At 49.6% G+C, this 25,444-nt stretch carries 21 protein-coding genes; 14 read left to right on the forward strand and 7 right to left on the reverse strand.

Going from position 1 to position 25,444, the window contains the following annotated elements; all coding sequences use genetic code 11:
• The first annotated feature begins 6 nt into the window (after positions 1 to 6).
• Complete coding sequence (locus QNM19_RS15625; protein ID WP_049863393.1) at positions 7 to 714, forward strand: ABC transporter ATP-binding protein; 708 nt, start codon at positions 7 to 9, stop codon at positions 712 to 714.
• Between the two features lie 11 nt (positions 715 to 725).
• A complete protein-coding gene (locus QNM19_RS15630) occupies positions 726 to 3,134 on the forward strand; it encodes an ABC transporter permease (protein ID WP_049863394.1) in 2,409 nt (802 codons plus the stop codon).
• A 64-nt stretch (positions 3,135 to 3,198) separates the two neighbouring features.
• Here the strand turns inward: QNM19_RS15630 and QNM19_RS15635 are convergent, their stop codons facing one another.
• The 6 genes from QNM19_RS15635 to pspF form a co-directional block, all read right to left on the reverse strand.
• Entirely contained in the window at positions 3,199 to 3,960 is a 762-nt protein-coding gene (locus QNM19_RS15635; protein ID WP_049863395.1) for an ATP-binding cassette domain-containing protein, read from the reverse strand.
• On the reverse strand, positions 3,945 to 4,952 hold the full coding sequence (locus QNM19_RS15640) for a peptide ABC transporter ATP-binding protein (protein WP_049863396.1): 1,008 nt from the start codon (positions 4,950 to 4,952) through the stop codon (positions 3,945 to 3,947). The genes QNM19_RS15635 and QNM19_RS15640 overlap by 16 nt, the downstream gene beginning before the upstream one ends.
• Positions 4,952 to 5,845 (reverse strand): ABC transporter permease subunit, encoded by an 894-nt coding sequence (locus QNM19_RS15645; protein ID WP_049863397.1) that lies wholly within the window; start codon positions 5,843 to 5,845, stop codon positions 4,952 to 4,954. The genes QNM19_RS15640 and QNM19_RS15645 overlap by 1 nt, the downstream gene beginning before the upstream one ends.
• Positions 5,832 to 6,866 carry an ABC transporter permease gene (locus QNM19_RS15650; RefSeq protein ID WP_010386728.1) on the reverse strand — a complete coding sequence of 345 codons (1,035 nt, stop codon included), beginning with the start codon at positions 6,864 to 6,866 and terminating at the stop codon, positions 5,832 to 5,834. The genes QNM19_RS15645 and QNM19_RS15650 overlap by 14 nt, the downstream gene beginning before the upstream one ends.
• A gap of 2 nt (positions 6,867 to 6,868) precedes the next feature.
• Entirely contained in the window at positions 6,869 to 8,467 is a 1,599-nt protein-coding gene (locus QNM19_RS15655; protein WP_049863401.1) for an ABC transporter substrate-binding protein, read from the reverse strand.
• 71 nt (positions 8,468 to 8,538) lie between these two features.
• A complete protein-coding gene (gene pspF / locus QNM19_RS15660; protein WP_049863398.1) occupies positions 8,539 to 9,603 on the reverse strand; it encodes a phage shock protein operon transcriptional activator in 1,065 nt (354 codons plus the stop codon).
• Between the two features lie 181 nt (positions 9,604 to 9,784).
• Here pspF and pspA point away from each other — a divergent pair, with 181 nt between their 5' ends.
• From pspA to QNM19_RS15700, 8 genes are all read left to right on the forward strand, one after another.
• Entirely contained in the window at positions 9,785 to 10,444 is a 660-nt protein-coding gene (pspA, locus tag QNM19_RS15665) for a phage shock protein PspA (RefSeq protein ID WP_058797453.1), read from the forward strand.
• A 75-nt stretch (positions 10,445 to 10,519) separates the two neighbouring features.
• Positions 10,520 to 10,753, forward strand: coding sequence for an envelope stress response membrane protein PspB (pspB, locus tag QNM19_RS15670; protein ID WP_010386732.1), 234 nt, complete (start codon positions 10,520 to 10,522; stop codon positions 10,751 to 10,753).
• Positions 10,750 to 11,166, forward strand: coding sequence for an envelope stress response membrane protein PspC (pspC, locus tag QNM19_RS15675; RefSeq protein ID WP_049863399.1), 417 nt, complete (start codon positions 10,750 to 10,752; stop codon positions 11,164 to 11,166). Before pspB ends, pspC begins: the two co-directional genes overlap by 4 nt.
• 74 nt (positions 11,167 to 11,240) lie before the next feature.
• Positions 11,241 to 12,647 (forward strand): YcjX family GTP-binding protein, encoded by a 1,407-nt coding sequence (locus QNM19_RS15680; RefSeq protein WP_284026907.1) that lies wholly within the window; start codon positions 11,241 to 11,243, stop codon positions 12,645 to 12,647.
• Entirely contained in the window at positions 12,644 to 13,720 is a 1,077-nt protein-coding gene (locus tag QNM19_RS15685) for a TIGR01620 family protein (RefSeq protein WP_284026908.1), read from the forward strand. The genes QNM19_RS15680 and QNM19_RS15685 overlap by 4 nt, the downstream gene beginning before the upstream one ends.
• A gap of 200 nt (positions 13,721 to 13,920) precedes the next feature.
• The gene (locus tag QNM19_RS15690) at positions 13,921 to 15,099 is read left to right on the forward strand and encodes a trans-sulfuration enzyme family protein (protein ID WP_049866506.1); all 1,179 of its coding nucleotides are present in this window, start codon (positions 13,921 to 13,923) and stop codon (positions 15,097 to 15,099) included.
• Between the two features lie 213 nt (positions 15,100 to 15,312).
• On the forward strand, positions 15,313 to 16,110 hold the full coding sequence (gene phhA / locus QNM19_RS15695) for a phenylalanine 4-monooxygenase (RefSeq protein WP_125562168.1): 798 nt from the start codon (positions 15,313 to 15,315) through the stop codon (positions 16,108 to 16,110).
• A 10-nt stretch (positions 16,111 to 16,120) separates the two neighbouring features.
• Complete coding sequence (locus QNM19_RS15700; RefSeq protein WP_010386740.1) at positions 16,121 to 16,465, forward strand: 4a-hydroxytetrahydrobiopterin dehydratase; 345 nt, start codon at positions 16,121 to 16,123, stop codon at positions 16,463 to 16,465.
• Positions 16,466 to 16,554: 89 nt separating this feature from the next.
• On the opposite strand, the gene barA is transcribed toward QNM19_RS15700, so the two are convergent.
• Entirely contained in the window at positions 16,555 to 19,332 is a 2,778-nt protein-coding gene (barA, locus tag QNM19_RS15705) for a two-component sensor histidine kinase BarA (protein ID WP_284026909.1), read from the reverse strand.
• 82 nt (positions 19,333 to 19,414) lie between these two features.
• Between barA and rlmD the strand changes: the two genes are divergently transcribed.
• The 4 genes from rlmD (at position 19,415) to QNM19_RS15725 (ending at position 25,442) form a co-directional block, all read left to right on the forward strand.
• The gene (gene rlmD, locus QNM19_RS15710) at positions 19,415 to 20,740 is read left to right on the forward strand and encodes a 23S rRNA (uracil(1939)-C(5))-methyltransferase RlmD (RefSeq protein ID WP_284026910.1); all 1,326 of its coding nucleotides are present in this window, start codon (positions 19,415 to 19,417) and stop codon (positions 20,738 to 20,740) included.
• Between the two features lie 4 nt (positions 20,741 to 20,744).
• Entirely contained in the window at positions 20,745 to 22,901 is a 2,157-nt protein-coding gene (relA, locus tag QNM19_RS15715; RefSeq protein ID WP_049864679.1) for a GTP diphosphokinase, read from the forward strand.
• A gap of 2 nt (positions 22,902 to 22,903) precedes the next feature.
• Entirely contained in the window at positions 22,904 to 23,704 is an 801-nt protein-coding gene (gene mazG / locus QNM19_RS15720; RefSeq protein ID WP_049864678.1) for a nucleoside triphosphate pyrophosphohydrolase, read from the forward strand.
• Between the two features lie 103 nt (positions 23,705 to 23,807).
• A complete protein-coding gene (locus QNM19_RS15725) occupies positions 23,808 to 25,442 on the forward strand; it encodes a CTP synthase (protein ID WP_049864677.1) in 1,635 nt (544 codons plus the stop codon).
• The last annotated feature ends 2 nt before the right edge of the window (positions 25,443 to 25,444 follow it).

Raw genomic sequence — 25,444 nt, forward strand, 5'->3', positions numbered from 1 at the left:
AGCACAATGAGCAATATATTAGAACTTAAGAATATCAGTAAGTATTTTCAGTTCGACGAGATGAAGACGATGGCCCTGTCAGACATCAGCTTTTCGGTGAAAGGAGGAGAATACGTCTCTATTAATGGGCCTTCGGGGTGCGGTAAGTCAACCCTGTTGTCCATTTTGGGCATGCTGGACACGCCTTCTGGTGGCCAGTATTTTCTGTCGGGCAATGATGTCTCAAATCTGAGCCGGGATCAGCGCGCCACGGTGCGCTGTAACCACATCGGTTTTGTATTTCAGTCCTTTAACCTGATCAGTGATCTGACGATAGAAGAAAACGTTATTTTACCGCTGACTTACCAGGATAAATACAACGCCAAAGAGGCCAAAGAAAAAGCCTTGTCAGTGCTGGAGCAGGTTGACATGCTGCATCGGGTGAAACACTTTCCGTCGGCCTTGTCCGGCGGTCAGCAACAACGTATTGCGATAGCCAGAGCACTGGTCAACGACCCCAAATTGATCCTGGCGGATGAACCAACCGGTAACCTGGATTCAAAAAATGCCGACATCGTATTGCAACTATTTGATGATCTGCACCAACAAGGGCGCACCATTTGTATGGTGACGCACGACCCTCGTTCATCAGCCTGCGCCAGTCGCAGAATTGATATTTTTGATGGCAAGCTGGTCAGTGATAAACCGCTGCCTGAGCTGGCAAAAAGCGCCTGAGGTAACGAGTTATGGGTTTCTTAATTGATATTCGCTACGCCCTCAGGCTGTTAGCGAAAGCGCCGAAGTTCACCATGCTGGTGACTTTTATACTGACCGCAGGTTTGACGATCAGTTTGCTGACTTTCAACATGGTTTACACCATTTCATTTAAGCCGTTACAGGGTAAAGATGCCAGCAGCATTGTTACGCCGCACCTGACCGGCAGTACCCGGGTGCTGACGTTTGAAGATGTCACGCAACTGGGTCAGTCGCAATTCAGCGCCGTGTATGATGAATATACTTTGCACTATCGTGAAGAAGTACGCATGGAGAACCAGGGCCAGGGCGTGAGTTTGCTGGGCGAGAAGGTGATGCCAAACTTTTTCTCCTTCACCCGCACCGAACCGTTGCTGGGCAGAGCCTTTAACAATAACGATGGTGCGGCAGGGCAGGCACCGGTCGTTGCGCTGAGCTATCACGTGTGGCAAACCTTATTTGCAGGCCGCGAGTCTGTGCTGGGCGAGCATGTTCGACTTGGCGGCAAGAGCTATGAAGTGGTCGCGGTTATGCCTGAGGGTTACAAGTTCCCTGTGACTTCTGATCTATGGTTGCCGCTGGATACCAAGCAATTCGCTCAGTTTGACTTCAAGGATAAACAGGTGAGTGTGCTGGGTCGATTGCATGCCAGCGTCTCTGAAGCGCAGGCTAACTCCGAGCTGGCCAGCGCACTGACCGCCGTGCGCGAAAGACGTTTATCACAAAGTGACAGAGTGCAGTTTATCGCACCGACTGTCACACACATGAGTCTGCAACAGCAAAACATTGAAGGGATGGGGGCATTTATTTTTGTCGGGTTGCAAAGTTTCGCGCTGGCGATCCTGTTTATGGCCTGTATCAACACAGGTAACCTGCTGTTTTCCCGTTCTATTGAACGTCAAAAAGAAACCGCTATCCGGGGTGCCCTGGGCGCTAAAACCAAGCGTCTGGTACGTCAGCTAGTGTGTGAAGGTGGACTGATCACTTTGCTGGGGGGGGCGCTGGCTATTGTACTGACGGCTGTTCTATTGTCATTGATTAATGGCACCCTGCAGGCGAGTCTGGGTAGTGGCATGCCGTTTTGGTGGAACTGGCACCTAGACTGGCAGACCTTAACGATGGCGGTATTATTTATTCTGTTTACCTTTTTCTTTGCCAGTGTTTTACCGGCAGTGAAAGCCGCTAAGATGGACATTAATACGGTATTGCGTGACGGCACCCGTGGGTCGCTGGGCAGAGGCGCAGGTCGTTTATCCCGGATCATTGTGACCATTCAGGTCGCGATTATTGCGGTCTTAATGTTGTCAGGCAGCCTGGGCAGTTCGGTTATCTTCAATATCACAGATATGGTGACGGCAGAAAAAACCCAGGGGCGTTATTCTGCTTATTTCAATCTGGTGGGGGCTGAGTTTGAAAGCCCGGAACAAAAGGTCAATTTTGTCGAAACCGCAGTACAGGACCTGTCGAAATTAAGCAGTGTCTCAGAGGCTGACATGATGCAAAACATGGGGCTGAAAAATGTCCGTATGGATGCTGAATCGCGCGTGCGTGTCGATGTAATGGGCACACTTGGTAAGCTGGCGTTTTTTGATCAGACCCTGGTTGCCGGACGCGGTATTGATGCCCGTGATAACAGTGAAAACCTGCGTGTGGTGCTCGTCAGCGAATCATTTGCCAAGCGCCACTTTAATGGCCAGTCGGCACTTGGGAAGCAACTTGATATTGAGTTGTCCGATAAATATGTCACCCATACTGTGGTGGGCATCGTCAGTGATCGCAGTGGTAACACTCAGGGCATGTATGCGCCTTTGGCTGAATACGATGAACTGTATGTGTCTTATCTGCAATCGCCTTACGAGTGGGTGCAGCTGATCTTTGAGCAGCAGGCCGGCATGCAGTCTGCACAGCAAGACTTTTACACCTGGCTTGGTCGCAGTGATTATCAGGCACACTTCTCGTTTATTGTTGACCTGGAGAAAAATGCCAATCTTTATGCTGATATGCTGGGGATTATGTCCAACGGGGTGATTTACTCCGGTGTGTTCTCTTTGTTCCTTGCATTGATGGGCGTGTATGGCGTGTCTGCGGCATCGGTGAGTATGCGCAGCCACGAGATAGGCATTCGCCGTGCATTGGGTGCCAAAGATACGGCAATCACCATTTTATTCCTGAAACGTAATATGGGTCCCTTGTTGATTGGTCTGGGCGTCGGTCTGGTCGTGTATGTACTGAGCTGTATGGTATTTGCGTCTATGATAGGCTCTAAGATTGGTCTTAGCACCTATATCGCGATAGCCCTGATCACTAGTACTTTGCTGACCAGCATGTTGTTGTTGTCGGGTTATGTGCCAACGCGCCGTGCCGTTCAAGACGAGCCGGTTGCAGCACTCAGAGCTGAGTAAGTAACCGGGCGGGCCAGGCAGAGGAATGAGGTGTCTGGCCCACCTGCATAATGTTTTTAACCAGTTAAACTGCCAGCAGTTTTTGCATTACCTTAGACTTTGGGGCGCGAAAAATCGCTTCGCTTTGCCCGTATTCCACGCTTTTCCCCCGACTTAACACCAGCAATTTATCACTCATGTGACGCACTAGGCTGAGATGATGGGTGATCAGAATATAACTCAACCCGGAATCGCGTTGCAGTGCCAGGAGTAAGTTTACCGTCTGTGCCCGAACCGATGGATCGAGAGAAGATAGCGCTTCGTCCAGTACCACAACTTTGGGATCGAGGATCAGCGCACGTGCCAGTGCAACCCGTTGTAATTGACCACCACTGAACATATGGGGGTAGTAGTCATAATGTTCAGAGAGCAAGCCAACGCGAGATAAAGTCGCATTGATTTTCTTGTCGCGCTGACGCTGGGTAAGCTGCGTATTTAAGCGCAGACAATCATCCAGCATATCACCTATGGTCAGGCCCGGATTGAGCGAGCGAGTGGGGTCCTGAAAGATAAGCCGGATATGACGACAGTCATGGTTCTGGTGGCCATTGTCTTCAATCATTTCACCATTCAGCAGGATCTGCCCGGAATCAGCGTGTTCAGCCCCCGCCAGCACGCGGGCTAAGGTACTTTTTCCAGAGCTGGTTTCGCCAATCACCGCCAGCGTTTCGCCCGGTGCTACGGCAAAAGAAACATCCTTTAGTACTTTAACCCGCTTGCGTCGAAACAGGCCTGCCCGGGTGTTAAAGGTTTTATTCAGTGATTGTACCTTCAGCACGGGTTGCATTTTTTCTTCTCCTGAAGCAAGGGAAAGTGGCAGGCATAGGCATGCCCGTGCGATTTCACCTGAGCCGGTGTAACAACACACTCACGCTGTGCCTGTGGGCACCTTGGACCCAGTCGGCAACCAATTGGCAAGTGCTGTAAGGGAGGAATGGTGCCTTTGAGTGCAAAGAAAGACGCCTTGTGACCAATCCCATGCGCGTAATCTGGCAGAGATTTCACCAGCGCCTGTGTATAAGGGTGGTAGGGGTGACAAAATACTTTCGTCGTGGGTCCCGCTTCGACCATCTGGCCACAATAAAGTACATGCATGGCATGGGACCAGTCGGCAATTTCTTCCAGCTCATGGGTGATCATCAAGATTGACATGTTTTTAAGCTGGTTGAGACTTTTCAATAAGCGAAAAACCTGTGCCCGGGTGGTGGTTTCGAGTGCGGTGGTTGGCTCATCTGCAATCAGCAGTTTAGGGCTTCTGGCAATGGCCATCGCTATCATCACCTTCTGGCAGACGCCTTCTGACAGCTCATGAGGATAGCTGCTCGACACCCGGCGGTGATCCCGGATCCCCACTTTGTGCAGCAGCGCCTTCACCTTCTCTTTGCGCTCATTACGGCGACTAAAAAAGCCACCCTTAAAACAATTATCAGGCAGCGATTCAGCAACCTGGTCAAATATTTTGGCGGTAGGATCCAAGCTTCGACTCGGCTCCTGGTAGATCATCGCAATATCCCGGCTCACCAGTTTACGGCGCTTTTCCGGACTCAGACGCATCAGGTCCACACCCTGCCAGTGCATCCGGTCAGCGGTAACGCGCCAGCGGTGATTTAATACCCCGACAATGGCTTTGGCTATTAGGCTTTTACCAGACCCGGATTCACCAACCAGGGCGTGTACTTCACCTTCTTTGAGACTTAAACTGACCCGATCAACGGCGCGGATCACGCCATTGTCTGTGGGTAATTCGATGGTGAGGTTTTTGATATCAAGTAATTGCATTAATCCGCCTTTCTTGCCTGCAAAGCGTCACGTAACCCATCACCGACAAGGTTAGTCGCAAGCACCGATAAAAACAACAGTGCTCCGGGTAAGCCGACAGTCCAGGGGGCCAGGTAAATCAGTCCCAGGTTTTCTGCCAGCATAGCGCCCCATTCGGTAGTGGGGGGCTGCGCTCCAAGTTTCAGGAAGCCCAGTGCCGCGATGTCCAGAATTGCGGTGGACAAGGCCAGCGTGAATATCACCACAATGTGCTCATAAATATTAGGCAGTACACCCCGTATGATCAGCTGCCAGCGACTGGCACCATCCAGTCGGAACGCACTGATATAGTCTTTGTTCAGCTCTTCAACCACCAAGTTACGGATTGAGTGAATATACTGCGGAAGCAGCGCGAAAATTATGGCCCACACGGTATTGAATAAGCCGGGGCCCAGGATCGCAATAATGATGATGGCCAGTAACAATGACGGGATCGCCAGAGTGATATCCAGCAGGTGATTCAGCAAGCTGGATTTAAAGCCCTGGCTGCATCCGGCCAGCGTGCCCAGTACCACGCCCATCAGGGTGGTTAATAATGCAGCGACAATCGACAACCCAAAGGTGTAGGTGGCTCCGCGCATCAGGCGGGATAACACGTCACGACCTAAATCATCGGTGCCCAGAATGAAATTCACATTGCCCTCATCGTGCCAGGAAGGTGGCAGTAACAAGGCATCGGCATGTTGCTGGTCAATGCCATAGGGGGCCAGCAAGGGGGCCAGCAACGCGAGCAAGGTGAGCGCAATAAACAACCATAATCCGACCAGAGCCGGGTGATTGGCTTTAAATTTTCGCCACAGCCGCGATAACGGAGAGCGGTTTGACTCTTCTGTAAAGAGATTAAACTTTGCCATGGGCCTGGTTCCTGGCTAGCGGGTCAAGGAGCGTGTGGATCACATCAGCCAGCATGTTGGCGAAAATGACAAAAAAGGAGACCGCAAGCAGGCCGCCCTGAATGGCCGGATAATCACGCTGATAGATACTTTCGATCATCCAGCGGCCAATCCCCGGCCAGGAAAAGATCACTTCCGTCACCATCGCGAGCGTGATGAGCGTACTAAATTGCAGACCTATTTGTTTAATCACCGGCAACAGCGCATTGCGCAGTGCGTGGTCGAGGATTAACTGGCGACGGTTGAGACCCTTAGCGCGTGCTGTTTTGATGTAGTTTTGTTCCAGCACAGTTAACATTGAATCGCGGGTAAAGCGCACTAATACTGTGGTGGGATACATGGCCAGCACCACGGTGGGCAGCGTCAGATGGTGCAGTGCATCAGCAAAAGCCTGGCCACCATATGGGAAGTCGTGCAGCCAGATATCCAGCAGGATAAAGTTGGTGACGGGTGGGATCTCATATAGCAGGCCAATGCGGCCAGACATGGGAAACCAGCCAAAGCTGAGGCAAAAAATCATGATCAATAACAGCGCCAGCCAGAATACCGGAATAGAAAAGCCTAATAAGGTCAGTGAGCTGATCACTTTGTCTGGCCACTTATTATGATAGGCACTGCAAATCACACCGGCCGGGATACCCAGGCAAAGTGCTACTATCAGCGCATAAACACACAGCTCAATGGTCGCGGGAAACAGCTGTTTCACATGGCCGAATACGGCCTGACCGGAAGACAGTGACAGTCCCCAGTCACCCTGAAATAGGCGTACCAGGAAGGCTTGATACTGGATCAACAGGTTGTCGTCGATATGGTACTTTTGTTCCAGAATTTGTGTCTGGCTGTAATTGGCGTTCAGTTCACCACTGAAGTTGGTAAGCAGATCCCCGGGAAATAAATAATTCAGTGCAAAGGTAAATGCTGTGAGCGCAAACAACATAAACAACAGTAGGCTGAGGCGGCGAAACAGAAAGTCAGCAAACATAATTAGTTTTTCCTCGCGTTCGCCAAAGAGATCCCGCCAAAGGGACGCAATTCTATGCCCATGACGCTGGTATTGCTGGCCTGAAAGCGCATGCCATGGGCGATTGGTACCACTGGTAGTTCAGCAATCAGCATTTGCTGGGCCTGCTGATAAAACTGTTTACGCTGTTGCAGATCTGTGGTGTCGAGTGCCTGAGTCAGTAATAAGTCAAACTCCGGATTACACCAGTTCGCGGGGTTTTTACCGCTAAATGTGGCCGTGCAGCTTAATAAAGGGCTGAAAAAATTGTCCGGATCGGGTGTATCCGCAGCCCAGCCAAGCAGTACGCTGTCATGTTCATGTTTGCCCACTCGCTCCAGGAAGGTATTCCATTCGTACTCAACGATGGTGGCCCGGATGCCAATTTCGCGTAGATCGCTTTGGATCAACTCGGCCATTTTACGGGCATTAGGATTATAAATACGGGATACTGGCATGGCCCACAGGTCCATTTCAAAGCCGTCAGGGTAACCTGCTTGTATCAAAAACTCCCGAGCCCGTTCGGGGTCATAGCTGGGCATGGCCTGAGTCTGAAACGCCCACGAAGAAGGCGGCAAAATTGAACGGGCCTGGATCCCGTTACCATAAAACACTGCTTTCATGATTTTTTGAAAATCGATACTGTGCGCCAGTGCTTTACGCACCAGAACATTATCAAACGGCGGTTTTTCAGTGTTAAACGCCCAATAGCCTACATTTAGATTGACAGCCTTATCGACCCGAATATCGCTGCGTGCCGCCAGGGTTTCCAGCTGCGTGGCGCTCGGGTGAGCGGTTATGTCGCATTCTTTGGTCAGCATTTTGGCAATACGGCTGGTGTTATTGGTGGTGATGTCATAGACCAGCTGATCCATGGCCAGGTCGTGTTTCCAGTAACCCGGGTGCTTGTGATAACGGATCAGGTTATCACGCAGGAAGCCTTTGTATTTATACGGGCCTGTGCCTACTGGCAGCATATCGAAATCCTGTTTGTTTTCCTGCTCTACCAGTTGCATGGCGTATTCCTGTGACAAGATCACAGCAAAGTCGGTGGCAATATTAGATAAAAAACTACTTTCACTGCTAAATAGCTCAAATCGTACCGTGTAATCGTCTACTTTGACTATCCTACGGATCAACTGGTCCATGCCGACACTCTGAAAATACGGGTAATTGGCATCACCGACAAAGTGAAAAGGATTGTAGACGTCGAACAGGCGATTGAACGAAAACACCACATCATCCGCATTCATGGTGCGTGTTGGCGTGAAGTAGTCGGTACTGTGGAAGGTAACGTCTTGGCGCAATGTAAAGGTGATTTGTTTTCCATCTTCACTGATCTCCCACGCCGTTGCCAGCTCCGGACGAAATTCAGCGGTGAGAGGATCTATACTGATCAAGGTGTTGTAGAGCTGGTTGGCTATGATATCTATGGTTGAGCCTGTGGTCGTCACCTGTGGGTTAAACGAGACCGGGTTGGCTTCGGCGCAATAGACGATACCCTGGATCTTACGCTGGGCTTGTGCGGTTCTGTCACCACAGCCACTTAGCAGGACGCTGAGCAAAGCGCCGATAGACAGCAGCCAGCGTAGGCCCGGATGCGCTGAGTGGGGCACCCGGGTTGATGTTTTATCAGTTGCTCTGTTAGCCACGGCTAAGCCTCTTGTTGCGAGTCCAGTAGGTTGTATTTTTTCAGGTAGCCTCGTAGCTGGTGATAGGTCAGTCCGAGGTTCTGAGCGGTTTTTTTCTGGTTAAACTGGCTGTGCTCTAAAGCACTACGCAGCAGGTCGATTTCAAATTCATTAGACAGCGTTTTTAAATCGCAAGGAAAAGCGGCCGGTGCGGGCTTGGTTTGCGTTGCTTCTGGCATGACGACAGGAGCAACCGCTGCCGGAGCTGGTGTATCGGCGGCCTTTTTAATTCTCTGTGTGGGTCGATAAGGGCTGGCGAACGGGTCAAATACAATCTGGTGAACGGCCAGCTGTTCGCTGCCATGGCGATATAAACTTCGCTCTACCACATTCTTAAGTTCACGAATATTGCCCGGCCAGGGGTAATCGAGCAGTAATTCTGTGGCACTGCGGGTAAAGCCACTGAACAACGACCAGCCCAGATCCCGGGCCATATTAATGGCGAAATGTTCGGCCAGCAGCAGGATATCTTCTTTACGTTCGCGCAGCGGTGGTAAGGTGATGACGTCAAATGCTAAGCGATCCAGCAAATCGTGACGAAACTCACCATTATCGGCTAGGGTTGGCAGGTCTTCGTTGGTCGCGCAAACAAGGCGGGTGTCTACTTTGACCGTTTGTTTACCGCCCACGCGTTCGAACTCGCCATATTCAATCACCCGCAGCAGTTTTTCCTGCACCATGGCAGATGTATTAGCAAGTTCATCGAGGAACAGCGTACCGCTGTTGGCACGCTCAAAGCGACCTTCGTGGCGTTTACTCGCCCCGGTAAATGCACCACTTTCATGACCAAACAGCTCACTTTCCAGCAAGTTTTCATTCAGTGCGGCACAGTTGAGTTTGACATAGTTCTGGTCCCACCGTTCTGACAAGTAGTGCAAACGGGCTGCGATCAGCTCTTTACCGGTACCACGTTCTCCGATGATCAGCACAGGCTTTTCCAGAGGTGCCAGTTGCGACACCTGATCCAATACCGCTAAAAAGCTATCCGACTGGCCGAGTAAATTATCCTGTTGGCGAAACTGGCTCATATTGCCTAACTCTTAGTATTTTTGACTAACATCTAGTGTATTTTAAAAAATGATGAAGCGAAAGTATTTTTCTATAATTATAACTTGTTGATTTTAATAAAGTAATTTTATTGAAAAGTTGGCAAGCTAATTGATACATCTAACCAGCAAACTAAATTACTAACCAAAGAGGTAATAGATTATGGGAATCTTTTCACGTTTTGCTGATATTGTTAATTCTAATATCAATGCGATTCTGGATAAAGCGGAAGATCCAGAAAAAATGGTCCGGTTGATCATTCAGGAAATGGAAGACACCTTGGTTGAAGTACGTTCGACGTCAGCAAAGACGCTGGCAGAGAAAAAAGAGCTGGAACGTCGTGTTGAACAGCTGCGTACGCAGGCTGATGACTGGCAGCAAAAGGCAGAATTGGCACTGACTAAAGACCGTGAGGATCTGGCACGAGCGGCGCTGTTAGAAAAGCAAAAAGCCACTGATGCAGCAGACAGTGTGACACAGGAATTATCGCACGTTGAGTCACACATTGAGAAGCTGCAACAGGAAGTGACGACCTTGCAGGAAAAGCTGGCCGATGCAAAAGCGCGTCAAAAAGCCATTGTACTGCGTCAGCGCTCTGCCGAATCACGTTTGGATGTGAAAAAGGCGCTGGATAGCAGCAAAGTCGAGGATGCACTGAATCGTTTCGAACGTTATGAGAGCAAAATCGATGGACTGGAGTCTCAGGTCGAATCATACGATTTAGGCAAAAAATCGCTGGCTGATGAGATTGCCGATCTGCAAAAAAATGAAAAAGTAGACGATGAACTCGAGGCGCTGAAGAAAAAGTTAGCCGATAAGTGAATTTGACTGCACCTGCTGTTAAGGTAGGTGCAATAATGAAAACAACAACGTGCCCAGGTTAGACAGGAGAGGAATATGTTTGATGCAGAGATTTTAGTCGCCCCGATCATCATTTTTATGATTGTTGTGGCGCCGCTATGGTTGATCCTGCACTATCGCAGCAAAAAGCAGGTGAGTCAGGGGCTAAGCGAACACGAGCACCGCCAGCTGGTAGAGTTGGCACACAAAGCAGAGAAAATGGCGCAGCGCGTTGAAACGTTGGAGGCCCTGCTTGACCAAGAGTCACCAGAATGGAGACGCAAAGTATGAGTAAACGTAGACGAGAATTATACCGCGACCCGAAAAGGGGTAAGTTAGCGGGCGTATGTGCCGGACTCAGTGATTACTTTGACATGGAACTTTGGCTGGTTCGGATCCTGTTTGTAACCGCTGTGTTGTTATCAGGTGGCCCACTGTTTATCGTAGTTTATATTGCTTGCTGGTTTATTCTGGACAAAAAAGCAGAAACACCACCAACGCCTGGCGTAGACAGTAACTACTCGAGCAAAGATGAAGATCCTGTTTCGGTTAAATTTAAAGTCTGGCAAAAAGGTGAGCCGCCGCGTCAGGCCCTGTTTGACCTGAAAGAACGTTTAACACGCCTGGATGGCCGTATCCAGCATATGGAAACATACGTCACCTCGAGTGAGTACACGGTAAAACGCGAGATCAACAAACTCTGATCAGAGTGCGAAGGGGCGCTGCCTGACATTGGCAGCCCTGCCATCTTTGCCAAAAATAAGGAAAATGTGCCTTTATGAGTGTATCGGGCCTGACTGCCAGGGCGCTGCAAAAGCTACAGCAAACCACCCATAAAACCCTCACCCGAAGCCTGGACAGACATGTCAAACTGGCTGTGACCGGATTCAGCGGGAGTGGTAAAACGGCCTTTATTACGGCGTTAGTGAAACACTTAACCACTCAGGCGACAGCACAGAACCTGCCTTTTTTTGAAGTCGTGCGTGAACAGCGATTGATCGCTTGCAAGCAGGTGCCACAAAGTGCACTGGACATTCCCCGTTTTGAGTACCAACATGCAGTGCAGCATTTACTGGCCGATCCACCCAGCTGGCCACCTTCCACGCAGCGGATCAATACCCTGACGCTGGCGTTGAAGTTCCGCTCGGCGCAGGGGGTCAGACAGCACCTCAGTGAAACTCACACTGTTTACCTGGAGTTGATCGATTATCCGGGTGAATGGCTAATGGACTTGCCGATGTTGAATCAGGATTTTGCATCCTGGAGTGAGCAACAACTCAATCGCTTGAAAAAAACCGACTATGCACAGGTCAGCGCGCCTTTTTTACAGCAATTGGAACAATTTGATGCAGGCGCAACGGTGAATGAAAGCGAGCTTACAACGATAGCCGGTCTCTATGCGGATGTGTTAAAGCAGCTCAAGGCACACACTCAACTGGCGCAGCTACAGCCCGGCCGCATGTTGATCCCCGGTGAGCTCGACGGTGCACCGATTTTGCAATTTTTCCCATTACCAGCCCCACAAAATGCATCTGAGCAGAGCCAGTATTACCACCTCGAACAGCGCTTTGAAGCCTATAAAAAGCAAGTTATCGCCCCGTTTTACCGGGAGCATTTTTGCCGCTTCGACCGTCAGCTGGTGCTGGTGGATTTGCTCAGTGCGCTTAACGATGGACATACCACATTAACTGAAACTCAGGCTGCATTAAGCGATACGCTGGCGATGTTTCGTCATGGTAAAAGTGGTTTACTGGGGCGTTTATTTCGTCCCAGCATAGACAAGGTGCTGTTTGCTGCCAATAAATGTGACAGTGTTGCGCTGGCAGATCAGGATAAGCTGACCCGGTTATTACATGCGTTACTGACCCCCTGCGAAAACGAACTGAAATTCTCAGGTGTCGATATTGATACGATGGCGATTTCTTCAGTGAAGAGTACCCAACCAAAACAGCTCACTGAGCAGGGGAAGCCCCTGTCTTGTATTTACGGTAAGCCGGTTGGTGAATCAAGTTATATCAGTTATTTACCGCCCATTCCGCCTGAGCATCTGCCGACTGAGCAACAGTGGCCAAAACAGGGGTATGAGTTTTTGTCTTTTGAGCCTTACCCGGCTTATCAGGGGCAAATTGAACATATTCGTCTGGACCATGTATTACAGTTTTTATTGGGAGATAAACTTTTATGAGTGAGCCTGCTCAGTCACCCAGAGGACGGCGAGTTCGGGTTGAAGCAGCCCCACAGGCTGCCCAGCCAGCAACAGAATCCGGCGATACGCAACAAGCCCGGCGAATAGACGAAAGCGCGGAGCACATCGAGGTTGGGACATCACACGTCCCGGAAGCGGCGCTGGATACTCAGTTGCAGACGCTCAATGTGGAAACCGTCACACAGCCGGTCAGCACCGGACTGACCTGGCGCAAATTATTGCTGCTGGGGCTGGCGATTCTTATTCCGGTAGAAATGGGCCTGACATTGATTGAGGCGCTCAGCCGAAGCTGGCTGCTGGCCGGGTTGTACGGGGTGGTCATTGTGAGTGCCCTGGCTGTGCTGGGCAAGTTTTGCTGGTCAGAAGTACGCGCGCTTGGCAGGCTGAAAAAGTTGCAACAGCAACGCACCGGGGCGCAAAGATTAATGAGCAGTAACCAGATCGGTGAAGCGCAGGCCTGGTTGAAGCCGCTATTAAAGCAGCATGACCCACATCAGGTTAGCCAGTTTATGGCGACGGTCCAGCCTCATTTTACCGATCAGGAAGTACTTGCCTTATATGACGCAACATTATTAAAAGACCTGGACGAGCAGGCTCGGGCTTTGATAGCTCAGTTTGCCAGTACGTCAGCACTGATGGTGGCGATTAGCCCAATGGCCATTACCGATATGCTGGCCGTGTTATGGCGGGGTGTTACACTGATTGAGCGGCTCAGCCAGTTGTACGGCATTAAACTGGGGTATCGCAGTCGCATCGAACTTTACCGTTTGCTGCTCAAGCAGATCGTTTTTGTCGGTGCCAGTGAGTTGCTGAGCGATCTGGCAGCCACCAGCCTGGGCGCGGAGCTGTTGGGGAAATTGTCTGCGCGGTCAGCGCAGGGACTCAGCGCCGGCGTGTTCACCGCCCGACTGGGTTATAAAGCCATGGATTTATGTCGGCCTATTCCTGCTAAGGCGCCGGCAGCTGGATACTTGTCACAAACGGCACGACAACTCGCAAACCTGTTAATTCGTCAGTCCTCTGACAAGTCGGAGGAGACCAATAAAAAATAGTGTGTAAGTGCATACTTTTTCTTCAGGGTTTAATATGAAAGGAAACCCCGGCTTTTCCTATTTTTCATGACAACTTATGTGTACACCCGAGTGAATTTAACCGGCTCGGGTTAGCCATCTGCGCGTCCGGCACGCTTGTACATTTTTGTGCCATGGAATATCTAATTAGTATTCATCCGAATAACAAAAATAGGCAAGCAATGAAGAAGTTACACGATCAGACCAACTGTATTCATGGTCCACACCACTTTGATGATCCACATGGTGCACTGACGGCACCTTTGTATCAGAGTTCAACGTTCAAGTTTAAAGATGCGGCACAGGGGGCTGCGCGTTTTGCCGGTGAAGAGGCTGGTTATATCTATACCCGCCTTGGCAACCCCACCACCCGAGAGCTGGAAGAAAAACTTGCTCAGCTGGAAGAAATGGAAGATGCTGCGGCCACTGCAACTGGCATGGGCGCTGTATCCGCTTCCGTGCTGAGCTTTTTACAGCAAGGCGATCACCTGATTGCATCCAAAGCCTTGTATGGATGTAGCTTCGCTTTATTTGCGCACATGTTGCCCAAATTCGGTATCGAAGTGACCTTTGTTGATATGACCGATCCACAGGCACTGGCCGACGCGGTGCAGCCAAACAGTAAGATGTTGTTTGCCGAAACACCGATCAATCCAAATATGACGGTATTGGATTTGGCAATGTTGGGGCAGTTTGCTCAGCAGCATAAGCTGGTCAGTGTGGTAGACAACACCTTTATGACGCCATTACTGCAAAAACCTAAGCATTTTGGCATCGACATTGTGATCCACAGTGCCACCAAGTACCTCAACGGACATGGCGACGTAGTAGCAGGCATTGTGTGTGGCAGTGCAGAGCATATCGAACTTATCAAACTGACCGTACTGAAAGACATCGGCGCAACCATCAGTCCACACGATGCCTGGCTTATCAATCGTGGTCTTAAAACCTTACATGTGCGCGTTGCACGTCACTGCGAAAATGCACAGAAAGTGGCTGAGTTCCTTGATGGCCATCCGAAAGTGGACACCGTTTACTACCCGGGTTTGCCGTCTCATCCTGGTTATCGATTCCTTGGTGAGCAAATGAAAGGGGCTGGTGGTGTCATTGCATTTGAGATCAAAGGCGGAGTCAGTGAGGGTGAGAAGTTTATAAATGCCACTGAGCTTTGCACACTGGCCGTGAGTCTGGGCGATCCTGAAACACTGATCCAGCACCCGGCATCGATGACGCACTCTCCCTACACACCAGAAGAGCGTCACGCAGCTGGGATTTCTGATGGTCTGATCCGCATTTCTGTGGGACTGGAAGCGGTGGAAGATATCATCGCTGACCTAGAAAATGCGTTTTTGTGTATATAATTATTTACACATGATCGCTCTGTAGGTCTTATAAAATATGGGCTGTATGTTTTTGTGTCTATTTGTGTAATTTAAAGTGTACAAAAACCACCTTTCTGGCCAGGCCGATTTCAGGCCTGGCTATTAAACTTTTCCTCACTTTTACATAGTATCCGGATAACACTTTGACGCGTTGTTTTTGTTCATACACGACGCATTACCAAGAAGGTTACTATGGCTAAATCGAGTAAATACACGTCTAAGCAGCCCAACGAGCAGGGCCTGATCGAATGGACAGAAGAAGAAAACCAGATCTGGTCTGAGCTGGTTGCCAGACAGCTTGAGTGCATTAAAGGCAAAGCGTGTGATGAGTATCTCGAAGGCCTGCAAAAAATCAATTTACCTCACGATCGTATTCCGCAGTTGCATGAACTGAATGAGGCACTGGAGCGTGAAACAGGCTGGCAGGTTGCGCCAGTCCCCGCGTTGATCGACTTTGATGAGTTTTTCCGTCTTCTTGCCAATAAACAATTTCCGGTTGCAACTTTTATCCGTAGCCGCGAGGAGTTTGATTATCTGCAGGAACCGGATATTTTCCACGAAATTTTCGGCCACTGTGCCATGCTGACTAATCCAGCTTTTGCTGAGTTCACACATAGATACGGCCAGTTAGGTTACGCTGCTGAGAAAAAAGATCGTGTCTATCTGGCTCGTCTTTACTGGTTCACCGTTGAGTTCGGTCTGATGCAAACTGAAGATGGTCTGCGCATTTATGGCGGTGGGATTTTGTCGAGCCCGGGTGAGACTCAGTATGTTTACAGTGGTGAGCCAGAGATTAACCCGTTAGAAGTACTTGATGTACTGCGTACGCCTTATCGAATTGATATTATGCAGCCTTTGTACTACACCATTAACGCCATTGATGATTTGTTTGAGATCTCACAAATGGATATTATGGCGCTTGTACGCAAGGCCAAAGAGCTGGGCCTGTTTGAGCCTAAGTTCCCACCTAAAAACAAACTAGCAAGTTAAGGATTTATTGATGTCTGATTTAAGTGCACAAAAATGTGAAGCGTGTCGTGCGGATGCGCCTAAAGTGTCAGATGCCGAATTAGCTGAACTGATCAAGCTGATCCCGGATTGGGTGCCAGAAGTACGTGATGGCATTATGCAGCTTGAGCGTGTTTATAAGTTCAAGAACTTCAAGCAAGCCATTGCATTCACTAACAAAGTGGGTGATATGGCAGAAGATGAAGGTCATCACCCTGGTCTGCTGACCGAATGGGGCAAAGTGACGGTAACTTGGTGGAGCCACTCTATCAAAGGTCTGCACAAAAATGACTTCATCTGTGCGGCGAAAACCGATGAGATCTTTGCCGCGCTATAAGGTGTCAGGCGAAAAAGAAAAGGCGCTTTATGCGCCTTTTTTAATGCCTGTAAGGTTGTCGAAGCATACGGACAACCTCTTTACGTGCGCTAATGCGTGAGTGTCGGTCCCGATACTGTTTGTGAATCCCGCTCTAAATGTTCCAGCTCATCAATCAACTCCAACAGTTCCGGTTCAATGTAATCAAAATCGCGTGATTGTTTTAATGCCGTTTCCAGCGTTTCGGCCAGGTTTTTGAGCGTGGGGACGCCGGTATAACAGCAGGCACCATGAAACTTGTGGATCACGGTCAGCAAAGTTTGGGTGTCTTCCTGTTGTGCCGAGCCATTCAGCTGCTCTAAGGTTTCGGGGACACTCTGCAACAGCATGTCCAGCATCTCCAGCGCCAGTTCAGGTTTATTGCCTGCACGTTGCAATGCCAGCTCCCAGTCCAGTAAATGGCTCTCAAATGGGGCAATGCTGGCAACCTGAGGTGGTTGCGTTTTTTGTTTTTCCGGTGGCAGCGAGGGGCTGTGATCACAAATGATCTGACGCAACATATCTTCGTCTATGGGCTTGGTCATATAGCCGTTAAAGCCGTCTTTGATCAATTGCTCTTTCTCACCGGTCAACGCATGGGCCGTTACTGCAATGATCGGGGTATCGTCATTGAGTGAGGATTCTTTGATTGTTCGGCATGCCGTGATGCCATCCATAATCGGCATCTGAATATCCATAAATATCAGGTCATACTTTTGTGATTTACATAAGCTCACGGCCTGTGCGCCGTTGTGGGCGGTGTCTATGGTGTCTACTTGTTCTTCCAGCAAAGTATAAAGCAGCTTTAAATTGGCATCATTGTCATCGGCTATCATGACTTTGAGCGGTAAGTGCGCCAAATCCGTATCGTCAATCGACACACTGGGGTGATCTAAGCGGTAAGGTGCTGCGAGCATATCGCACAGTTTACGGTGATGCATGGGCTTGCTGATACAGGCGTCTGCACCACTACCAATTAACGATTCGCGCATGTTGTGAGAGATGGTATTCACCATCAGATACAGGTAATCCGCCATCTCTCTGGCCTGAGTAATATAGGCTTTTACGGTTTGCATATCGTCTACCGTTGCCATATTGCCTATCAGGCAGATGTCATACCTAAACTCTTGCTCTAATGCGGCGAAGAAAGTGTCTTCATTTTTACAGCAAGTAACCTGCATTGCCCAGTCTTCCAGCTGAGCCTGAACGGCATTGCGGGTGTGCTCTTGTGGTTCAAAATACAACACGCGTTTGTTCTCTAGCGGCTTAGTCGGCAGGTCGTCGTCGAACAAGCGGCTTGGCAGATTAAAAATGGCATTAAAGGTAAAGCAGGAGCCATTGCCCGGAGCAGAGTTCAGCGTGATGCGACCACTCATGGCTTCAACAATGTGTTTGGTGATGATTAAGCCAAGCCCCGTGCCGCCGAACTTACGGGTAATACTGGAGTCGGCTTGCGCAAACGGGGTGAAGAGCGTGTCTTGTTTTTCCTGAGCAATGCCCAGACCCGTATCACTGACAGAGATCAGGAGCGATGTCTGGCTATCTCCTTTTAGTCGGTGGCTGATGTCGACTTTGACTGAGCCTTTTTCGGTGAACTTGACGGCATTGCTGATCAGGTTGATCAGCACCTGTTTAAAGCGTGTAGGGTCGCCGACCAGGTTGTCCGGTACCTGGCGATTAATGGCAATCGACAGTTCCAGTTGCTTTTCGTAGGCACTGGGGGCAAGCAGCGTCATGACCTCATTGACCGCATCCCTGAGCTGGAATTGGATACTTTCAAGCTCCATCGCGCCGGCTTCGAGTTTAGAGAAATCCAGAATGTCACTGATGATGGTCAACAAGCTGTTGGCAGACAACTCTATGGTATCCAGATAGTCTTTTTGATGTTTGTTGAGCGGGGTTTTATACAGTTGGCGGGTAAAGCCAATAACGCCGTTAAGCGGGGTTCTTAATTCATGACTCATTTTGGCCAGGAAGTCTGATTTAACCCGGTTGGCAACCTGTGCTTCTTTTTTAGCAATGTTCAGCTGAATGTTCTGAGTTTCATACTGTTCCAGGGTTTCCCGGTAATCGCACGTCGCCTGATCTATGTGCTTTTGCATCTCATCGCGTTGTAGCACCATTTTTTCACTGATGGTGATCAGCCCTTCACGGAGCAAGTCAAACTCGCCCTGCATCGGCTGTTCCACACCGATTTTGGTTTTGCCTTCAAGGAGCTTATCTGTGGCCAGGAGTAAATGGGACAGGGGCGTTGAGAACATCCGACTCAGCCGGGTCGAGACAAAGGCACTGAGCAACAAGGCTACCATAATGATGGCGCCACTGAACAGCAAGGCCTGTTGCTGGCCAATGATGGCCTGATCTTTACTGAGCTCTATCATCAGCACGGCGGTGGTGCGGGTGTGGGCATTTTGCCAATCGGAGGCGGGCTGTTGCTGTAGCTTCACCGGCGCAAAAATAATATACCTGTTGAGATACTGGACAATTTCGGTCGCATGTAACTCAGTCACATTGCCACGATAATGCAGTTGATTAAAATCGTTGTGATAGTTACTGGTCAAAAGCAATTGATTGTCTTCATTGAACAGCGCGATGCTATTGACGAAATTGCCATGCTGATTGTGCGTAGTGGTGATCACCCGATGCAATCTGGCTTTATCTTTGTCGGCCAGCGGTTGTTCCACGGTCATTGCCAGTGTATTGGCCAGACTGGTGCCCTGTTGCTTGAGGATTTGTTCAAGCTCAACGTAACGATTTATAGTAAAATAGCCGCCAAGTACCAGGCCGATTAACACCGTTGGGATCAGGGTCAACACTAATACGCTGTCGCGCAAACTCAATTTAGACATAAATTGGATGTAAAACAGTAAGTAGTCTGAGTCCTAGAGTATCGAGTTAACGGGTGTTTAGCAATCTTATAGGGGCGGCAATATGGCACAAATATTTCGTGCTGGAAAATCTTCTAAACAACGTAGTAAGCAAGTCGAGACGGTTGAGCTACAAATCGACTCGTTAGATCACCAGGGGCGAGGTGTATGCAGACATCAGGGTAAAGTCGGCTTTGTCGATGGCGCATTGAGTTCAGAGCGGGTTAAAGCGCGCATCCATGCCCACAAAAGTCGTGTGTTCGAAGCGCGCACCGTCAAAGTACTTACGCCTAGTGATCAGCGGGTTACGCCATTTTGTGAGTACTATCAACAGTGTGGTGGCTGCTCGTTGCAACACCTGGACGCCAGCGCGCAGCTGGTACACAAACAGCAAGCGGTGAGTGCTTTGTTTGACAAATTTGCCGGTGCAACAGAGCTGCCCTGGATGTCACCTTTGACAGGCCAGACGCGTCATTATCGTCGAGCAGCACGCATCGCCTGTATTTATGATAAGCAAAACGATCAGGTTAAATTGGGTTTTCGGGCAGCAGGGTCAAAGAAGATTATCGAAATTGACCACTGTGGGGTGATGGTCGATGCCTTTGCTGATGGCTTTGATGCGTTACGGCAGGTACTAAATAGTCATCCGGAGTTGCGCAGCGTCAGCCACATCCAGCTGTGTGCGGCCGACAATGGCGCATTTGTGCTGTTTCGTCATACTCGCGTAGTCAGCGAGCAGGCGAAAGCGCATGTTGCTGAGCATCTGGCGGTACATAACTGGCAACTTATCTGGGATGATGGTAAGACTGATCCAAGTTATGACATATTGCCTGCGTATCAAAGTGCCGGCGTGACGTTTGAATTTAAACTCAATAACTTTATTCAGGTTAACCGAGACATTAACGAGTTGATGCTAAAACAGGCACTGGACTGGCTGGCTTTGAGCGGCCAGGCGCGTCTGTTGGATCTGTTTTGTGGCATTGGTAACTTCTCGTTATTGCTGGCAAAACAAGCAAACGAAGTGGTTGCCGTCGAAGGGGTGGCTGAGTCGGTTGCAATGGCACGACAAAATGCGCACACTAACCACATCGACACAGTCACTTTTCATCAGTTTGATCTGACTCAGCCACTGACAGAAGCGACTTGGTTTCATCAAGCGCTGGACGTGCTGGTGTTAGACCCTTCACGCACGGGTGCTTATGAAGTGTTACGCCAGTTGCCGTTGACGCAATTTAAACAGGTATTGTACGTGTCCTGCGATCCGGTGACCATGGCCAGAGATGCGGCACTGCTGCTGGAAGCCGGCTTTGTGGTCGATAAAATAGGCTTAATGAATATGTTTCCGCATACAGGACATATAGAAACCATGGCGTTGTTCCAAAGGAGGTAGTCATATGGTAGCGACTCGCCAGTCTCATCAATCCGGTCTGCCGGCTGATTTTCATGCCCGGCTTGCGTTACTTAATTTAGCGCAGGAAAAACGAGACCGACTGGATCAGGTCTATGCCTTGTGTCCGCAGGATGATTCGACCATTACTCTGGCCAAAGCCATTGAAATGGTTGAGATACTGGCAGAGCTGAATTTTGATTCAGAGTCGCTGGCCGGGGCATTTTTGACCCCCTATTTTCTGTCCGGGCAAGTTGAACTTGATGCCATTGAGCAGGCACAGGGTGAAAATGTCGCCTTGTTGCTTAAAGGTGTTGAACAAATGGCGTCGATCAGTACTTTGGCACACCAAGGCAAAGGCAGCCTGCAAATCGACAAAATTCGTCGCATGTTATTGGCCATGGTGGAAGATGTGCGTGCTGTGGTGATCAAGCTGGCCGAGCAGATCTGCTACCTGCGCGCCGTAAAAAATGCGCCTGAAGAAGAACGTGTGGTGGCTGCAAAGGCCACGGCTAATATCTTTGCGCCGTTGGCAAATAGGTTGGGAATAGGGCAACTCAAGTGGGAGCTTGAAGACCTCTCATTTCGCTATTTGCATCCATCAACCTATAAAAACATTGCCAAGCAGCTGTCAGACAAACGTCTTGACCGCGAAGCCTACATGGCCAGTATGGTGGAGTTGGTTCAGAATAAGCTTAAAGACGCCGGGATAGAGGCTGAAGTGTACGGCCGCCCTAAGCATATTTACAGCATCTATAAGAAAATGATGCAAAAGAATTATGAGTTTGATCAGCTGTTTGATATTCGCGCCATGCGGGTGGTGGTCAATGAAATTCAGGATTGCTATGGTGCGCTGGGCATAGTGCACACCAATTGGCGACATCTGCACAAAGAGTTTGATGACTATGTCGCCACCCCGAAACAGAATGGTTACCAGTCTATCCACACGGTGGTTTTCGGCCCTGAGGGTAAAACCGTTGAGATCCAGATCCGTACCCAGGCCATGCATCAGGATGCTGAGCTGGGGGTTGCAGCGCACTGGATGTACAAAGAAGGTGCTCTGCCGGGTCGTGGCTCGGGGTACGAGCAAAAGATCAGCTGGCTGAGAAAACTGCTGCAATGGCAAGAGGAAGTGGTTGACGGCAGTGAGCTGGCTGAAGAGTTAAAAAACCAGGTTGTGGAAGACAGAGTATATGTCTTTACCCCCAAAGGCGATATTTTTGATCTGCCACTGGGTGCTACGCCACTGGATTTTGCTTACTATATTCATTCCAATGTCGGGCACCGCTGCATTGGTGCCAAGGTATTTGGTAAAATCGTCCCGTTTACCCATAAGTTATCGACTGGCGATCAGGTTGAGATACTGACCCAGAAAAACCCCTCGCCAAGCCGGGACTGGCTCAGTCCGTCTCTGGGGTATGTGCACTCATCCAGAGCGCGCAGTAAGATACATCACTGGTTTAAGCAACAAGACAGAGACAAAAACCTCCAGGCTGGTAAAGAGATCCTGGATGGTCATCTGCAAAAGCTGGATTTGACTTATAAGGATCTGGACTCAGCCATTGAACGGTTTAATTTTAAAGAGCTCGACGATTTAATGGTGGCCATTGGCGCCGGTGATATTCGCATTAATCAATTCCTGAATTACGTGCAGGACAAACCCGAGCCAATGCCAAAGCTCAAAATGAGCGCGCCGAAGAAACACAAAGGCGATAGCAATGGCATTGTGGTGGAGGGCGTTGGTAACTTGATGAGCCATGTTGCCAAATGCTGTCAGCCCGTGCCCGGTGATGAAATTGTAGGTTATATTACTCAGGGTCGGGGCATTGCGGTGCATCGCGCCGACTGTGACTCTTTTGCCCATATTTGTGAGCAGCATCCCGAGCGGGAAATTGCCGTTAGCTGGGCAGACGAAGTTCGTTCCAGTTATGCCGTCACCTTACATATTGAAGCCAATGATCGTCATGGCCTGATCCGCGACATCAGCTCGGTACTGGCCAACGAAAAACTCAATGTGATGAATATGAACGTCAATACCCTGGATGACAAAGATGTTGCGATTTTCACGATGAAACTGGAAGTTGGCGATCTGGGAGCAATGAATCGCTTACTCACTAAGTTGATGCAGATTGAGGGCGTGTTTGAAGCCAGGAGACAACACTGAGTATGAGTGCCTCGTTACAGCAGTTACTGGATATTATGACGACCCTGCGCGACCCACAAAAGGGCTGCGCCTGGGACCAACAACAGACCTTCGAAAGCATAGTGCCACATACGCTGGAAGAGGCCTATGAAGTGGCCGATAGTATAGAGAAGCAAGATTTTGCCGGGCTTAAAGATGAGCTCGGTGATTTACTGTTTCAGGTAATATTTTATGCCCAGTTAGGCAAAGAAGCCGGCTTGTTTGAGTTTGAAGACATAGTGAAGGGACTGAACGAAAAGCTGATACGCCGTCACCCGCATGTGTTTGACACACCGGATGCGTCATTGAGTGACGCCGAATTACAGGCTCAGTGGCAGACCATTAAAGACACTGAACGTGGTGCTCAGTCAGCGCGCTTTGGTGACGATGTGCCGCTGAACCTGCCCGCCTTGTCGCGGGCGGTGAAAATTCAAAAGCGCGCGGCTTCTTTGGGGTTCGACTGGCCCACATATCAGGGGGCTTTGGATAAAGTGGCTGAAGAGGTCACTGAGGTGAATGAAGCACTGAGTCAGGACCCACTTTCTGAACACAGTGCTGAGGAGCTGGGAGATCTGTTGTTTGCCACCGTGAATGTTGTGCGTCATGTAAAACGAGACCCGGAACAGCTACTACGTCGCGCGAGCGACAAATTTATTGGTCGTTTTAGCGCCATTGAGGGTATTCTGGCAGAACAGCAGATTGCCTTATCTGACGCCAGTTTGGCGCAAATGGATGATGCCTGGGAAGAGGTCAAGCGACGTCAGCGTTCAGGTGAGAATAATTAAAGGGGGTGATTTTTCGCTGGATTGCCCCTAGCGTTTTTGCTATACTATTGCCCCGTCTTGATTCTTATTTAAATTCCATTTTTCCTGATATTCTAGGGTTCGCATGAGTACAAAATTTATCTTCGTAACGGGCGGAGTTGTTTCCTCCTTGGGTAAAGGTATTGCTGCTGCTTCATTAGCTGCAATATTAGAAGCGCGTGGTTTAAACGTCACTATCCTTAAGCTGGATCCTTATATCAATGTCGACCCTGGCACAATGAGCCCGATCCAACATGGTGAAGTCTTCGTGACAGAAGACGGCGCAGAAACTGACCTGGATTTAGGTCACTACGAGCGTTTCATTCGCACCAAAATGACCAGCCGCAACAACTTCACGCAAGGTCGTGTTTTTGAGGATGTACTGCGTCGCGAGCGTAAGGGCGAATACCTGGGCGCGACTATCCAGGTGATCCCACACATCACCAACGACATTAAGCGTCGTGTACTGGAAGGGGCTGAAGGCCACGATATCGCCATTGTTGAAATTGGTGGTACTGTGGGTGACATCGAGTCACAACCATTCCTTGAAGCGATCCGTCAGCTCGGTACTGAGCTGGGCCGTGAGCATGCTTTATTTATGCATCTGACCTTGGTGCCTTTCCTGGGCGCAGCAGGCGAGGTGAAAACCAAGCCAACTCAGCACTCGGTTAAAGAACTGCGTTCAATTGGTATTCAGCCGGATATTCTGGTTTGTCGCTCAAACTGCAAACTGCCAGCGAACGAGCGTGCTAAGATTGCACTGTTCACTAACGTAGAAGAAAAAGCCGTTATCTCTTTGCAGGACGTAGATAGCATCTACAAGATCCCTGCGCTGCTGAAATCTCAGGAATTGGATAACCTGGTATGTCGTCGTTTCTATTTGGATGTACCAGAAGCGGATCTGTCAGAGTGGGAACAAGTACTGTATCAGGAGTCTAACCCGACTGGTGAAGTCACCATTGGTATGGTTGGTAAATACATTGAACTGCCAGATGCCTACAAATCAGTCAATGAAGCGCTGAAACATGCGGGCCTTAAGAATCGAGTAACTGTTAATATCGAATATGTCGACTCACAGGACATCGAGAGCAAAGGTACTGAACTACTCGAACATCTGGATGCGATTTTGGTACCCGGTGGTTTCGGTAACCGCGGTGTTGAAGGAAAGATACTGGCGGCCAAATACGCCCGTGAAAACAAAGTGCCTTACCTGGGCATTTGTTTGGGGATGCAGGTTGCACTGATTGAATACGCGCGTAATGTGGCGGGTCTGGAAGGTGCTAACTCGACTGAGTTCGATGCTAAATCACCTCATCCGGTAGTTGGCCTGATCACTGAATGGCTAGATGCCGATGGTAAGGTTGAAACCCGTACTGAAGAGTCGGATTTGGGCGGCACAATGCGCTTAGGCGCCCAGCTATGTCACCTGAAAGAAGGCTCAAAGGTTCGCGACGTATATGGCAATGCGGAGATCACAGAGCGTCACCGCCATCGCTATGAAGTGAACAACCATTATGTTGAGCGCCTTGAGCAGGCTGGTCTGGCGTTCACAGGCCTTTCGGAAGACAAAAAACTGGTTGAGATCATCGAAAATAAAGATCACCCTTGGTTTATTGCCGCTCAGTTCCACCCTGAGTTTACTTCCACGCCACGCGACGGCCACCCGTTATTTGAGGGTTTCGTTGCAGCTGCGTTCAGCTACCAAAAAGCTGATTCTTAATA

Source organism: Pseudoalteromonas ardens (assembly GCF_030125445.1).
GTDB classification, from domain to species: domain Bacteria; phylum Pseudomonadota; class Gammaproteobacteria; order Enterobacterales; family Alteromonadaceae; genus Pseudoalteromonas; species Pseudoalteromonas ardens.

Coding starts and splice junctions, on each gene's coding strand:
- QNM19_RS15690 (WP_049866506.1), top strand. CDS start 13,921: ATGAAGAAGTTACACGATCAGACCAACTGTATTCATGGTCCACACCAC.
- QNM19_RS15700 (WP_010386740.1), top strand. CDS start 16,121: ATGTCTGATTTAAGTGCACAAAAATGTGAAGCGTGTCGTGCGGATGCG.
- pspF (WP_049863398.1), bottom strand. CDS start 9,603: ATGAGCCAGTTTCGCCAACAGGATAATTTACTCGGCCAGTCGGATAGC.
- barA (WP_284026909.1), bottom strand. CDS start 19,332: ATGTCTAAATTGAGTTTGCGCGACAGCGTATTAGTGTTGACCCTGATC.
- QNM19_RS15650 (WP_010386728.1), bottom strand. CDS start 6,866: ATGTTTGCTGACTTTCTGTTTCGCCGCCTCAGCCTACTGTTGTTTATG.
- pspA (WP_058797453.1), top strand. CDS start 9,785: ATGGGAATCTTTTCACGTTTTGCTGATATTGTTAATTCTAATATCAAT.
- pspC (WP_049863399.1), top strand. CDS start 10,750: ATGAGTAAACGTAGACGAGAATTATACCGCGACCCGAAAAGGGGTAAG.
- QNM19_RS15680 (WP_284026907.1), top strand. CDS start 11,241: ATGAGTGTATCGGGCCTGACTGCCAGGGCGCTGCAAAAGCTACAGCAA.
- phhA (WP_125562168.1), top strand. CDS start 15,313: ATGGCTAAATCGAGTAAATACACGTCTAAGCAGCCCAACGAGCAGGGC.
- relA (WP_049864679.1), top strand. CDS start 20,745: ATGGTAGCGACTCGCCAGTCTCATCAATCCGGTCTGCCGGCTGATTTT.
- QNM19_RS15625 (WP_049863393.1), top strand. CDS start 7: ATGAGCAATATATTAGAACTTAAGAATATCAGTAAGTATTTTCAGTTC.
- QNM19_RS15645 (WP_049863397.1), bottom strand. CDS start 5,845: ATGGCAAAGTTTAATCTCTTTACAGAAGAGTCAAACCGCTCTCCGTTA.
- QNM19_RS15640 (WP_049863396.1), bottom strand. CDS start 4,952: ATGCAATTACTTGATATCAAAAACCTCACCATCGAATTACCCACAGAC.
- QNM19_RS15630 (WP_049863394.1), top strand. CDS start 726: ATGGGTTTCTTAATTGATATTCGCTACGCCCTCAGGCTGTTAGCGAAA.
- mazG (WP_049864678.1), top strand. CDS start 22,904: ATGAGTGCCTCGTTACAGCAGTTACTGGATATTATGACGACCCTGCGC.
- pspB (WP_010386732.1), top strand. CDS start 10,520: ATGTTTGATGCAGAGATTTTAGTCGCCCCGATCATCATTTTTATGATT.
- rlmD (WP_284026910.1), top strand. CDS start 19,415: ATGGCACAAATATTTCGTGCTGGAAAATCTTCTAAACAACGTAGTAAG.
- QNM19_RS15725 (WP_049864677.1), top strand. CDS start 23,808: ATGAGTACAAAATTTATCTTCGTAACGGGCGGAGTTGTTTCCTCCTTG.
- QNM19_RS15685 (WP_284026908.1), top strand. CDS start 12,644: ATGAGTGAGCCTGCTCAGTCACCCAGAGGACGGCGAGTTCGGGTTGAA.
- QNM19_RS15635 (WP_049863395.1), bottom strand. CDS start 3,960: ATGCAACCCGTGCTGAAGGTACAATCACTGAATAAAACCTTTAACACC.